Below are 13,507 nucleotides of genomic sequence, written 5' to 3' on the forward strand. Positions count from 1 at the left end.
CAAGCCATGTCCATCGACGTGAACATAGCCATAAAACGGTGGGCAGGGTGCTGGTCATCCATAACTTTTATCAGCAAAGCGGGGGAGAAGACAAGGTTGTTGAGCAGGAATTGGCTATGCTGCGCTCCAGAGGGATTGAGACAGAGCACTATTATGTGCATAACGACAGCATCCAAAGCAAAGGGTTGATTAACATGGCAAAGCTGGCAGTCGAGGCGGCATGGTCCCTGCCAGAGTTTAAAAGAATCAAAAAGCTGCTTCTGCGGGTGAAGCCGGATGTGGTGCATGTGCATAACTTTTTTCCGGTTATTTCGCCTTCCGTCTATCATGCCTGTGAACGATTAGGGATTCCGGTCGTCCAGACGCTGCATAATTACAGGCTGATTTGTCCGGCGGCGACCTTTATGCGAGGGAATGAGGTTTGTGAAAAATGCCTGCACGGCACGTTGCTGCATTCCATCCGCCACGGGTGCTACCGGGACTCACAGCTACAGACGATTCCGGTGGCGGCGATGATCAAGTTCAACGATCTGATTGGCACATGGCAGCACAAAGTAAACCGATATATTGCGCTGACCAAGTTTGCAAGGGACAAATTTGCCGAAAGCGGCATTCCACCAGATCGTATCGCGGTAAAGCCTAACTTTATCCAACGTAAAGAGGTGGAAGCCGTGTATGACCCGGATGATCGTTACTTGTTGTTTGTGGGGCGGATCTCAGCTGAAAAAGGGGTGCGTAATCTGCTGCAAGCCTGGACACAGGTGGAAGATCGGGGCGGCTTGAGACTGGTCATCATTGGGGATGGCCCGGAAAAGGCTGAACTGGCTGCCGCTTATCCACAGGAGGACATTCGTTTTCTCGGCAAGCAGGATGGAGACACGGTGCTGGATTGCATGAGCCGGGCCATGTATGTCATGGTCCCTTCCATTTGGTATGAAGGCTTTCCCATGACCATCGTAGAGTCCTATTCCGTGGGAACCCCGGTGTTGTGCAGCCGAATCGGGGCACTGGAGGAAGTGGTGGAGGATGGAGTGACCGGGTTCCATTTCCAACATGATGATATGGAACATATAAGTGCCGTAATCCGTCGTGCGACAGCCTATGAAAACTATCCAGCCATGAGACAGAAGGTATCGGAAATATATGCTGCACGCTATACAGAAGAAGTGAATTACGAGCAACTGATGGCCATATACAGCGAGGCGATAGAGGAGCGTGATTATGAAGCAGCTGCCCCAGTATAGAGTCGGAAGGATTGCGGACGCAGATATTGCGGCGCTTACGTTTCAGGAAACAGTACACACGGTGGAGCAGTGGGCCGTCGGGCGCAAGGACAGCTATGTATGTATCTGCAACACGCATTCCATTGTTACAGCCGGAAATCAATCCGAGTTCCACGAAGCACTCGCGCGTGCAGATTTGTGTACCCCGGATGGTATGCCGCTGGTATGGGCGCTCAAGCTGTACGGATTTGAGTGTCAGGACCGGGTAGACGGCCCCAGTCTGATGCTCAAGTTGTGCGAACGCGCGCCGCAGACAGGATTAAGTATTTATTTTTACGGCAGCACGCCGGATACGCTGGACAGCTTGAAGGAAAGAGTGGAGCAGGACTACCCAGAAATCCGCATCGCAGGTGGCTTTTCACCGCCATTTCGGGAGCTTCGGCCGGATGAGGAAGAGCAGATTATTCATGACATCAACTCGTCAGGTGCGCATATCGTTTTCGTCAGCTTGGGCTGTCCGAAGCAGGAAATATGGATGTATCGTAACAAAGACCGCATCCGTGGCGTGATGATTGGTGTAGGAGCGGCCTTTGACTATATCACCGGAAAGGTTCGCAGACCGCCGCTAATGATACAAAAGCTGGGGCTGGAGTGGCTGTACCGCCTGATTAGCGAGCCGAAACGGTTGTGGAAGAGATACGTTTATAACAATCCGGTGTATGTATACCGATTTCTCAAATCCTATCGGCGGAACAAACGGCTTACGCTCCATCATAATCGGCATGCAGGGAGAGGCGTAGAGAAGTGAAGCTGGTAAAAGCGTAATTCAGCGAGACAGTATGTAAAAGGGGGAGCCGTTTTGAAGCTATGTGTAATTGGTGCAGGGTATGTCGGACTGGTATCGGGAGTCTGTTTTGCTGCGCTCGGGAATACGGTCGTCTGTGTCGACCAGAATGAGGACAAAATTAGTCAGCTTCATGAAGGAAAAGTACCGATTTATGAGCCGGGCTTAAAAGGCTTGATCCAGGATAATGTCGAGCAGGGACGCCTGACCTTTACAACAGATACCGCATCTGCGGTAGAGGGAGCGGAGATTGTTATTTTGGCAGTGGGTACACCTTCGTTGCCGGGCGGGGAAGCAAACCTGTCCTATATTGAAGGAGCCGCACGCGAGGTGGCAGACGCCATGAATGGCTACAAAGTGATTGTCACCAAAAGCACGGTGCCTGTCGGAACCAATGATCGTATTCACAGCCTGATCGCGAGCCGCACAAACTACTCTTTTGGCGTGGCTTCGGTTCCTGAATTTTTACGTGAAGGCTCGGCGGTAGCAGATACGCTCCAGCCGGACCGCATCGTGATCGGGGCATCCGATCCTCATGTCGCCGCTGTGCTGTGTACGCTGCATGAGCCGCTGACGACAAATATTTTGACCACAGATATCCGTTCGGCGGAGATGATCAAGTACGCGTCGAACGCTTTTTTGGCGACTAAAATTTCGTTTATTAATGAGATTGCGAATATCTGTGAGAAAGTGGGCGCAGACGTCACGCGTGTGGCACACGGCATGGGGCTGGATCAGCGGATCGGTTCCTCTTTTCTGTCCGCAGGCATCGGCTATGGCGGCTCTTGTTTTCCCAAGGATACACAGGCGCTGATCCAGATTGCGGGCAATGTGGATTATGAATTCAAGCTGCTGAAATCCGTGGTGGAAGTGAATCAGGGGCAGCGCTTTAATGTAATTCGTAAGCTGGAAGAAGCGCTGGGTGATCTGGAAGGAGCCACGATTGGCATATGGGGGCTGGCATTCAAGCCTAATACAGATGACGTAAGAGATGCTCCAGCACTGGATATTATGCAGTCGCTTCTGGAAGCGGGGGCGCAAATTCGCGCGTATGACCCGGTCGCTACCGCAAACTTCCGCAGAATGCTGGACAGCTCGGAAGTGACGTGGGCCAATAGCGCACGAGAAGCGGCAGAAGGATGCGACGCGCTGTGCTTGCTAACCGAGTGGGAGGAATTTGGTGAGGTGGGGCTGGGCGAGCTGAACGAGCTTATGAAGCATCCCATTATGATCGACGGACGCAATGTGTACCGTGAGGAGCAAATCAGGCAGTCTGCCTTTGCATACTATTCTGTCGGCAGGCCGCAGATGAACAATCTGGATATGGATCGTCATCGGTCTGTAATGAACCCGTAAAGGGGGAGGCTCTGTATGAAACGATGGCTGAAAATAACATTAGGGGCCGCTGCATTATTGATGGTGAGTGCTGGTGTTTACACCGCTTACGTATATCATTCCGTTCAAACGGCGGCAAATGCCATGTACCATCCGCGTAGTATCGTGCAGCCCGCCGCGATTTCTACCCTTACAACAGGCGGAGCGGCACGCCCGGCAGTTACAGGCAACGGTTCGGGTATGCCCAATCCGGCAGCCATATCCCAATTCAAGCCATTCACCGTGCTTGTGTTGGGCGTGGACCAGCGTCCCCATGATCGGGGGCGCTCGGATACGATGATCGTCCTGTCCGTTAATCCCGCCGAAGGCACTGTATTGATGTTCAACATCCCGCGCGATACGCGAACAGAACTGATCGGCAGAGGACGTGAGGACAAAATCAATCATGCCTTTGCCTTCGGCGGCGTGGACATGTCGATCCGTACGGTAGAGCATTTCTTGAATCATCCGATGGATTACTATGTGCAAATGAACATGGAAGGGTTTGCAAAAATGGTTGACCTTTTGGGGGGAGTCGCGGTTAACAATCCGCTCGATTTTCAATATGAGGGCCATCATTTTGCGCAGGGCAGCTTGAAGCTGAACGGAACTGAGGCGTTGTCCTATGCGCGGATGCGTTTTGATGATCCGCGTGGGGACCTCGGGAGAAATGCCCGCCAGCGGGAGCTGCTCAAGCAAATTCTCGCACAGGCAATCAGCAAGGAAGGACTGCTAAAGGTAAAACCGATATTGCAGGCAGCGGGGGAGCAGATCCGCACGGATATTACCTTTGATGATATGACGACCTTCCTGACCCGGATCGGCCCGTCCCTACGGCAGACGGATATGGTTGAGTTGAAGGGCCATGGAACCAAAATCAACGGAGTGTATTATTACATCGTGGATGATCAGGAACGCCAGCGTATCCATGGACTGATGGAGCAGCATTTGCTCACCACAGCGATATCACCTTAGGCTTGTCTAATGCAATCGGGTGGCTTGTAAGGAGGTCACCCCACCCGTTATTCTCTTCTACGCTCTTCTAAACTCGGCTTGTCCTACATACATCTGTAGAGTATTCAGTAGATGTCCAACTGAGGGGAGGGGCGATTTGTGCTGTTCAGAAGAAGAGCGGCTTCTGCGTTCGTCCGCAAGCTGCTGTATTTTGCATTGATATGCGGGCTGTTATGGCTGCTGTGGCTGGGTCTGCGCGGGGTGATGTCTACGGGTGAGGGTGATCAGGCGGTTGAAGCGCTGAATGAGTTCTATACGATGGAGCAGTCAGGTAATTTTGGAGGCTCCTGGGAGCTTTTTCATTCACAAATGAAGAAGAAATTCGAAAAATCCACGTATGTGCAGCAGCGTGCGCATGTGTTTATGCAGGATATGGGGACAGATACGTTCACATTCGAGCTGGGAGAGCCGCAGGCTGAATATGATATTCGCACAGAGCAGAGTGGAGACGAGCTGGGGAAGGTTTACCGTATTACAGTTACTCAGCATTACAAGACCCGGTTCGGAAATTTTGATATCGTACAGCCTTGTTATGTGACGCAGGAAGGTGAAGAGTGGCGGGTGCTCTGGATATACAAGGATAAGGAATAGATCGGACGCAGTGTTTCTAACAGGTTAAATATGGTACAATACTTCCAAAACCGGAAATGAACAGCAAAATAGAATAGAGCTTCACTCCGGATGGAAGGAGTTTCATAGCATGCAGCAAGCGACAGGACAGCTTCCCGTCATACGTATGGAGGGTGTGAGTAAAATCATTTCCTCAAAAGCGATTGTGGACGATCTGACGCTGGAGGTTCCAGCGGGGCAGGTATTTGGTTTCCTCGGACCGAACGGTGCGGGAAAAACAACCACCATCCGTATGATGGTTGGTCTGATTTCGATCAGCAAGGGCGATATCCATATTTGTGGAGATAGCATCAAAACCGATTTTGAAAAGGCCGTTTCCCACGTTGGTGCGATTGTGGAGAACCCGGAGATGTACAAATTTCTGACCGGCTATCAAAATTTGCAGCATTTTGCGAGAATGTCACCAGGGGTTACCAGGGAGCGCATAGATGAGGCGATCCGTTTGGTAGGACTCGGAAACCGGATTCACGATAAAGTCAAAACCTACTCGCTCGGAATGCGGCAGAGACTCGGGGTAGCACAGGCGATCTTGCATCGGCCGAAGCTGCTCGTGCTGGACGAGCCGACCAACGGTCTGGACCCGCAGGGTATCCGCGAACTGCGGGATTATTTGCGACAGTTGAGCCGGAGCGAGGGAATTACAGTATTTGTATCGAGTCATTTGTTGTCCGAAATGGAGCTGATGTGCGACCGTGTCGCCATTATCCAAAGCGGACGGCTGATTGACATCAAGCAGCTAAAGAGTACAGGTGGAGAGGCCCAGACGGCGGAAATTGCTTTTGAAGTGAATGATCCCCAGCAAGCCTATGCGCTTGCCAGTGCAGGGCGCGTCGAAGGCAATCAACTGCTGCTGCATCTGGAGCGGGAGCAGATAGCAGACATGAACAGCCTTCTTACTGCAAATGGAGTCAAGGTATATGCGATTCGTCCGGTGGCCCGTACGTTGGAAGATCAATTCTTGGAAGTGACGGGAGGCGGGTCCATTGGCTGACTTCTTCAAGCTGGTACATAACGAAAATCTTAAAATTTACTTGCGTGTACGGACGTGGATTATGCTAGGGCTGCTGGCGGTCATCACGGCTGTGATTCCGATGCTGATTGCCCTGGTTTCCGATCAGGTCAGCGTGTGGGATGGTATCGTGTTGACGGCGATGTTTACATTTTTCCTCAATACGACGTTTACGGTCATTGTAGCGGCTGATTCGGTGGCGGGTGAATTTACATGGGGAACCATCAAGCTGCTGCTTATCCGCCCTTGGACCCGCAGCAAAATTCTTTTGTCCAAATATATATCGGTCATCCTGTTCAGTTTGCTCGGAACGTTCATTTTAATAGCGATGGTTTCGCTGTCCTCTTGGCTGATGTTATCCAAAGATACGCCAGCCGGTTCGATTCCGCCGTTCAGTGATCCGATATCTTATGTAACACTGAACTTCTTGTACAGCTATATCGCTCTATTCGTGACCATCGCCTTTGCTTTTATGCTGTCCGCTGTTTTTCGTTCCAGCGCCTTGGCGATTGGCCTGTCTTTGTTCATGATGTTCACCAAAACAATCTATAATTCAATCGGTTTGTTTAGTACAGATCGTTATGAATGGACCAAATACGTGCTGTTTACGCATATGGACCTGAAAAAATATCTCGAAATGCCGCCGGGCACGGTAAGTTCTGGTTTGACCTTTTCGCTCACCGTGCTGGCTGCCTATTATGTAGTTTTTATCGCAATTGCCTGGGTAGTTTTTGTAAAACGGGATGTTTCAACCTAAACCCGATCCTCTGGTTCGATCTGATTTTCATAACTTGAGAATTTCACCATATTCTGAAAGCAGTAAAAAGGACGTGTTAAATGGCTATCCATTTGCACGTCCTTTTTGCGCTGTTTTGGCGCTGTATCTATACAATTACCGCTACAGATTATGCGTGCCGGGGTATATTGCAACCTATTTTCAGCAAGAATCAATCAATAGGGTCGTTTTGCGTTTAAAGAGGTAGAGAGAAACAGATCAGAAGGGGGTGCTGCATGATATGCTGCCCAATAATCGTTTTTTTCGCCTGACTACAGGTATTGTCATGCTCTTGCTCATCATTTACTTGGGCACCAAAGTAAGTTTTATATTCAGCCCCATCGTATCTCTGGTCAGCTTGCTGGTTGTACCGTTGATGCTGTCCTTTTTTTTCTACTATTTATTGAGGCCAGTGGTAGATGTGATGGAACGAAGAAAAATCAAGCGTCCCGTCTCCATTTTGCTGATTTATCTGGTCATTGCCGCGCTGCTGTTTATTTTCTCATGGGGTGTATGGCCTACATTGCGTGATCAGGTAACGAATTTATTTGAAAATGCGCCGAAGCTCATTAGCAGTCTGGTTGATCAATTGAGCCAATGGCGGCATAATCAATCCTTGAGACAAGTGCTGCCTCCGGGGGAAGATCCGCTGTCACGACTGTCGGATACGTTGAATGAGGCTTTTTCAGCTCTGTCCGATTATTCGGTTAAGCTGGTATCGTTCGTATCCTACTTTTTTATCGTCTTGGCTACCTTTCCGATTTTGCTCTATTACATGCTGAAGGAGGGGAGCAAGTTTGGTCCCAAAATGCTAAACTTCTTTCCTAAAAAATATCACAAGGACGCGCTGGAGGTCATGGAGGATATCGACAGTGCGCTCAGCAGCTTTATCGTGAGTCGGGTGCTGATAAATGTCGCGCTGGGTATTATGATGTTCCTTGGCTTTCTAATCATCGGTCTGCCTTACGCCTTGCTGCTCGCGGTCATTTCGATTTTTCTCAATTTTATCCCTTATGTGGGGGCTGTGGCGGCTTCCATACCCGTCGTCATTATCGGGTTTCTTGAATCACCTTCCATGGCGATCTGGTCGCTGGTCGTCGTGATCGCTGCCCAGCAAATTCAGGACAATTGGTTGTCACCTGTTGTGTTTGGCAAGCAACTGGATATTCATCCGCTGACTGTCGTTATACTGTTATTGGTCGGTGGTGACTTGCTTGGCATTTTGGGTATCGTTTTGGTTCTTCCGCTGTACATGTGCGCTAAAATAGTGATACGCAAGGTGTATCATTTATTTTTGGAACACAGGGTAGAGGATATGATGGAATGAATGAAGGATAGGATGGAGTAAATGGAATTATCCCGTCTCTGATTGCAGGGTCGCTTGACTGGTATCTTTGTCTTTGCGAGTACCGGATTGTGTTTCAAGGTCAGAATCGTCAGTTGAAGCAGACGGTTCTGCGTCTTTCGTGCGGATCATCTGACTCGTACCGTCCAGTACGCCGCCTTCGGAGATGACCAGCGCGGAGACGGCTGCCTTGCCGTACAGTTCGCCCGTAGACGTAATCGTCAGCCGTCCCTCTGTGGTGATGCTGCCGAATACCTTGCCGGCAAGGATGACGTCCCGTGCGATGATATCCGAACGCACGACAGCAGATTCCCCGATCACGACGGCGCGAGTGCTGCGGATATCGCCCTGAAAATGGCCATCAATTCGAATATTGGCCTCAGCCTCAATCGTACCTTCAAAGCTGGTGCCGTTAGCCAACAGCGTATCGGTCGCAGGAGCGGCCAGCTTTTTTTTGGAGTCCTTGAACATGTTGTTTTCCTCCAATCCTTTATTGTACATACAGTAACGGATCGACAGGCTGACTATGCTTGACGATCTGAAAATGAAGATGAGGCCCCGTGCTTCTTCCCGTACTTCCCAGAAGGCCGATGGTCTGCCCTTTACGGACTCGTTCCCCCGGAGTCACCTGCATACCGCTCAGGTGCATATACCAGGACTGGAATCCGTCAGGATGCTGGATGATAATGCACTTGCCCCGTGCCCCGCTGGAGGCTGCCTCCAGCACGGTGCCCGCTCCTGCCGCATAGACGGGCTCACCCGTTTGTCCGGCAATATCCACGCCCGAATGGAAAGCCGATTTGCCCGTAAACGGATCGCTGCGATAGCCGAAGCTGGAGGTCATCCGGCGTGAACTGACAGGCCAGGCCGAAGGCTTGCCTTGTTCGGCAAGCGCCAGTCTGCGGGTCTGGAGCAACTGTGCGGCATGCTTCTGCTCAAGGTTCTGCTGTACGGCATACGCCTGCTGAATAGAGCGGGGAACCGTGCGTTCTACCGTGTCCAGCAGGGATTCGATTTCCTGAAAATCATCCATAGCTTGACGAGTAAGCATGGCTGTATTTTCATGAACTGTAATCAACTCGCCCCCGCTATGGCCGGAGGCATCCCAGGAGAGTGGGGTCATAGTCGATTTGCTGCTACTGGTGGCAGAGGATTTTCCGTATTTACGGATAAATTGCTGCATCTGCTGCTCCAGTTCCGTTACACGCTGGAGGCGTTCGCGAATACTGGTCGCCTGATTCGTCAGTTCCATGACTTCGCGGCGCAATCGCCCGATTGCCGCATCCTTGTCCGCTACCGTAACCTCCATCTGCAAGCTCTGGACGGCAAGATTCGTTTCCATTTGGGAAATGATATGGGAAGAACGGATTTGCAGCCCGATCACGAGTGTAGAGATGGACGCGATCACAAGGGTCGGGACGAGAATGACAGCGGCTGTAGAGCATTGCAACTGCTTGGGTGGTTGCTGTGCATCTCGAATGACGAGCAAGGTCATCCGGCGATTTAGGCTTCCTTTTTTCATAATCGCTCCTTTCCGGACATCGCTCCTATAGTGCTTGGTTACTATCTATTCAGCTTAAGGGGCAAACATGTCAAAAAAATTGGAGCTTGGTATATAACATAGATATATAAGGAGGCTTAAACATGCTGTGGTTGCTGTTGGTATTAATTGTTTTTATTTTTCAGACCGGGACGATCCTGCTCTTTGAATTTCGCAAGCCGTCCAAGGCGGTAGCCTGGCTATTTATTTTGTTCTGCTTCCCGCTCATCGGCTTTGTCGTGTACTACTTTGTTGCACAGGATTATAAGAAGCGCAAAATGGTGCGAAAAAGGGGATCGCAGCTATTTCGTGAATTCCGCGAGCGCCTGTGGTCACAATCGAGGGTGATTGAGAATGTGGAACAAATGCACAATCCTCATTTCAAGCACCAGGAGCGTCTGTTTAACCAGCTAATTCGCATGTCGGAAAATCCGTTGACCGGCTGCAATCGCACCCGTGTGCTAACGAATGGGGAGGAAACCTTTGAGGCGATGCTGACAGCGCTGGAACGGGCGCAGCATCATATTCATGTGGAGTTTTACATATTCCGGTCGGACGACATCGGTACCCAATTTCAGGAGCTCATGATCCGCAAGGCGCGTGAGGGGGTGAGGGTTCGATTCGTTGTGGACGGCGTGGGGAGCTACAATTTGCCGTATTCCTTTATTCGTGCCTGTGGTGAGGCAGGTGTAGAGTTTCATTATTTTCTGCCCCCGTTTTTCGCCACGCTGGATCGCCGGATTAACTACCGGAATCACCGTAAAATCGTAGTGGTGGACGGATTGATCGGGTTTGTTGGAGGCATTAATGTGGGCGACGATTACCTCGGCAAATACCCCAAGGTGGGATTTTGGCGGGACACGCATTTGCAGATTGAAGGAGATAGCGTCTATTTTCTGCAAAATGCATTTCTGAGCGACTGGAAGCTGGCCTCCGGGGAACGGCTGATGGATGAGAATTTATTTCCGCCGCATACCTGTGATGGAGATGAGGAAGTACAGATTTTGAGCAGCGGTCCCGATCAGGTATGGGATACGATCCAGGAAATGTGCTTTGGTGCGCTGGCGGTTGCCAAGAAGCGGATTTGGATTACCACGCCGTATTTTATTCCCGATCAGGGTATTTATGAGGCGCTTAAGCTGGCGGCGGTCAGTGGCGTAGATGTGCGAATTATTATTCCATACAAATCGGATTCAAAGCTGGTGCATCTGGCGTCTCTGTCCTATGTACAAGAGCTGCTGGAGGCGGGTGTGGAGTTCTATCAATACCGTAAAGGATTTATTCACGCTAAAATCATCATTGTGGATGATTTGCTCGGCTCGGTCGGGACCGCCAATATGGATATGCGCAGCTTTTTCTATAATTTTGAGCTGACCGCTGTACTCTTTGCCCGGTCAGCGCTGGAACACCTTTCGGCCGATTTTGAAGAGGACCTGTCCAACTCCTCGCACATTGATTTAAAGGTGTTCCGCAGACGGCCACGATTACAGAAAACAACTGAAATTCTGGCTCGTATGCTCTCTCCGCTCCTTTAAGGGCGGTTTTCGCCGTTTTTATCAATATAATCCCGCTTTATTGACATTTACGTGCTTTTTGCTAACTTTTTTGCGCAAAATCACTGTTTTATGGTATAGTATTCATATAACACAAGCGCGGTAAAGGAGAAGGGACTGCGGATCGCAGCCCCTTTTTCGGTCCAATATACCATACTGTAACGGGGGGATTTATATATGAGTGTAGTGAGCAAGGAAGTCCACAATCTGTCTGAGATCACAGATGTGACCGGAGAGTTGACCAAGATCAGCAAAATTCCAGCCAATCCTAAAAACAAAGCAAAACGCCTGTTTCGGCGTGCGGCCATGATTATTTTCGGTGCAGCGCTTATGGCAGTGGGCCTCGAAATATTCCTGGTTCCTAACGGCGTTATCGACGGTGGGGTCACAGGTATTTCAATTATGGCCTCCAAGATTACTGGCTATCCACTCGGCATTTTCCTGACCCTGTTGAACCTTCCATTTTTGGTTATCGGCTACAAGCAAATCGGTAAAACCTTCGCTTTATCCACATTATTCGGCATTATTGTGATGTCTATCGGTACCACGTTACTTCACAATGTAAATGCGTTGACCCCTGGTGAACCGCTGCTCGGCGCGATCTTTGGCGGTGTCATTCTCGGCCTTGGGGTAGGTCTCGTCATCCGGTCCGGCGGCTCGCTGGATGGAACAGAGATCGTAGCTATTCTCGTCAGTGAAAAAACTCCTTTTTCGGTCGGTGAGATCGTACTTTTCGTTAACATCTTCATTCTGGGCAGTGCAGGCTTTGTATTCGGTTGGCCGAATGCCCTGTACTCCATGATTGCTTATTATATTGCGATGAAAATGATTGATATTACCATCGAAGGTCTGGATCAGTCCAAATCGGTCTGGATTATTAGTGAAAAATACCGCGACATCGGGGATGCCCTGACGGACCGTCTTGGACGGGGCGTAACCTATCTGGAAGGTGAGGGCGGCTTTACAGGCGATAGCAAGAAAGTCATTTTCGTCGTCATCACCCGTCTGGAAGAAGCGAAGCTGAAGAACATCGTTGAAGATTGGGACCCGCAAGCCTTTGTGGCGATTGGTAACATTCATGATGTGAAGGGCGGACGCTTTAAGAAAAAAGGAATACACTAGCGCAAGGGGACGATTCCTCGGCCGATTTTACGGCTGTGGAGTTCGTCCCCTTTTTTATTTGGCGCGCATATGCTTGAGAACATCCTCGATGGGCTGGGAAGGGATCTTGGCGATCAAGTCGCCCACCTGATTTAGCCGTTCCTCAATATTCAGCAAATGATAGTCAAGCGGCGATACGTCTTGTCGCACCTCGTCCCATGTCAGTGGGGTGGATACCGTAGCGCCAGGGCGTGCTCGCGGGGTATAGGGAGCGGCCAGGGTTTTTCCTTGATAATGCTGCAAATAATCAAAATAGATAGCCGTTCCCCGATCCTTTTTTAACCGTTCCAGTGTGAATAGATGCGGGTATTTTTCGGTTACGAACTGTCCCACCAGCAGACCGATGCTGCGAAGCTCGTCGAAGGTGATGCCTATGCGGATCGGGACGATAATTTGCACACCCGTGGCCCCGGACGTTTTGGGTACAGATTGCAAACCAAGCGAAGCCAGCACCTCCCCGACGATGGACGCCGCTTCCATAATGCGTGGCTCCACTTCTCTGGACGGATCAAGGTCAATCATCCATTCACACGGCAGCGTGCTGCCCGCTTGATGCAGGGATGGGTGAAATTCCAGCGCGGCCTGATTGCCGAGCCATAGCAGTTGTGGCAGTGTGCCGAGCACCATATATTCAATACCGTCATGCTGGAAGGTTTCGATGTAGTCCGGCCGGGGCTGCGGGGCATTTTTCTGGTAAAAAAAATCCCCGTGGATGCCGTGCGGCCAGCGGATGACAGTCAGTAAACGGTTGTGGCTATATTTGAGCAGAAAAGGGGCCAGCACCGCAAGCTTGCGAAGATACAGCGCTTTGGTGACGCCAGCTTCGGGCCACAGGGGTTTATCCGGGTTGGTGATAGGAATTTCCAGACCTTCGATGGTAATGATGCCTTTAACAGCTTGTCCCATAACGCTACGCTCCTTCTTTTAGCCTCAGTTTATACAAACTTTCTATTAACAGCCTGGATGATGTACCTGTAGATGTACTTATGGATTAACATGAGCGTCGTGTACAGAATTTATCCGCCAAAAGGATTGACAA

Annotated in this window: 13 protein-coding genes; 10 read left to right on the plus strand and 3 right to left on the minus strand. The window is 50.4% G+C overall.

What is annotated here, in order from left to right:
• Positions 1-38: 38 nt before the first annotated feature.
• From E0698_RS00725 to E0698_RS00760, 8 genes are all read left to right on the plus strand, one after another.
• Positions 39-1,244: a glycosyltransferase gene (locus tag E0698_RS00725; RefSeq protein WP_149094632.1), complete on the plus strand. Its 1,206-nt coding sequence runs from the start codon at positions 39-41 to the stop codon at positions 1,242-1,244.
• Positions 1,222-2,031 carry a WecB/TagA/CpsF family glycosyltransferase gene (locus tag E0698_RS00730; protein WP_192510271.1) on the plus strand — a complete coding sequence of 270 codons (810 nt, stop codon included), beginning with the start codon at positions 1,222-1,224 and terminating at the stop codon, positions 2,029-2,031. The genes E0698_RS00725 and E0698_RS00730 overlap by 23 nt, the downstream gene beginning before the upstream one ends.
• 51 nt (positions 2,032-2,082) lie before the next feature.
• Positions 2,083-3,423: a UDP-glucose dehydrogenase family protein gene (locus tag E0698_RS00735; protein ID WP_192510272.1), complete on the plus strand. Its 1,341-nt coding sequence runs from the start codon at positions 2,083-2,085 to the stop codon at positions 3,421-3,423.
• A gap of 15 nt (positions 3,424-3,438) precedes the next feature.
• Entirely contained in the window at positions 3,439-4,416 is a 978-nt protein-coding gene (locus E0698_RS00740; RefSeq protein WP_192510273.1) for an LCP family glycopolymer transferase, read from the plus strand.
• Between the two features lie 138 nt (positions 4,417-4,554).
• Positions 4,555-5,046 (plus strand): hypothetical protein, encoded by a 492-nt coding sequence (locus E0698_RS00745; RefSeq protein WP_149094471.1) that lies wholly within the window; start codon positions 4,555-4,557, stop codon positions 5,044-5,046.
• A 109-nt stretch (positions 5,047-5,155) separates the two neighbouring features.
• A complete protein-coding gene (locus tag E0698_RS00750; RefSeq protein WP_192510274.1) occupies positions 5,156-6,076 on the plus strand; it encodes an ABC transporter ATP-binding protein in 921 nt (306 codons plus the stop codon).
• Entirely contained in the window at positions 6,069-6,851 is a 783-nt protein-coding gene (locus E0698_RS00755; RefSeq protein WP_134910796.1) for an ABC transporter permease, read from the plus strand. Before E0698_RS00750 ends, E0698_RS00755 begins: the two co-directional genes overlap by 8 nt.
• A gap of 259 nt (positions 6,852-7,110) precedes the next feature.
• Positions 7,111-8,196 (plus strand): AI-2E family transporter, encoded by a 1,086-nt coding sequence (locus E0698_RS00760; protein ID WP_192510275.1) that lies wholly within the window; start codon positions 7,111-7,113, stop codon positions 8,194-8,196.
• 27 nt (positions 8,197-8,223) lie between these two features.
• On the opposite strand, the gene E0698_RS00765 is transcribed toward E0698_RS00760, so the two are convergent.
• Positions 8,224-8,685 (minus strand): bactofilin family protein, encoded by a 462-nt coding sequence (locus E0698_RS00765; RefSeq protein ID WP_192510276.1) that lies wholly within the window; start codon positions 8,683-8,685, stop codon positions 8,224-8,226.
• Between the two features lie 19 nt (positions 8,686-8,704).
• Positions 8,705-9,736, minus strand: a complete 1,032-nt coding sequence (locus E0698_RS00770; RefSeq protein ID WP_192510277.1) for a M23 family metallopeptidase — start codon at positions 9,734-9,736, stop codon at positions 8,705-8,707.
• Between the two features lie 122 nt (positions 9,737-9,858).
• Between E0698_RS00770 and cls the strand changes: the two genes are divergently transcribed.
• Positions 9,859-11,289: a cardiolipin synthase gene (gene cls, locus E0698_RS00775; RefSeq protein WP_192510278.1), complete on the plus strand. Its 1,431-nt coding sequence runs from the start codon at positions 9,859-9,861 to the stop codon at positions 11,287-11,289.
• A gap of 195 nt (positions 11,290-11,484) precedes the next feature.
• Positions 11,485-12,429, plus strand: coding sequence for a YitT family protein (locus tag E0698_RS00780; RefSeq protein ID WP_192510279.1), 945 nt, complete (start codon positions 11,485-11,487; stop codon positions 12,427-12,429).
• A gap of 54 nt (positions 12,430-12,483) precedes the next feature.
• On the opposite strand, the gene ligD is transcribed toward E0698_RS00780, so the two are convergent.
• On the minus strand, positions 12,484-13,374 hold the full coding sequence (gene ligD / locus E0698_RS00785) for a non-homologous end-joining DNA ligase (RefSeq protein WP_192510280.1): 891 nt from the start codon (positions 13,372-13,374) through the stop codon (positions 12,484-12,486).
• Positions 13,375-13,507: the final 133 nt, after the last annotated feature.

The organism is Paenibacillus sp. 23TSA30-6 (assembly GCF_014858585.1).
In the GTDB taxonomy this organism is placed as follows: Bacteria; Bacillota; Bacilli; order Paenibacillales; family Paenibacillaceae; genus Paenibacillus.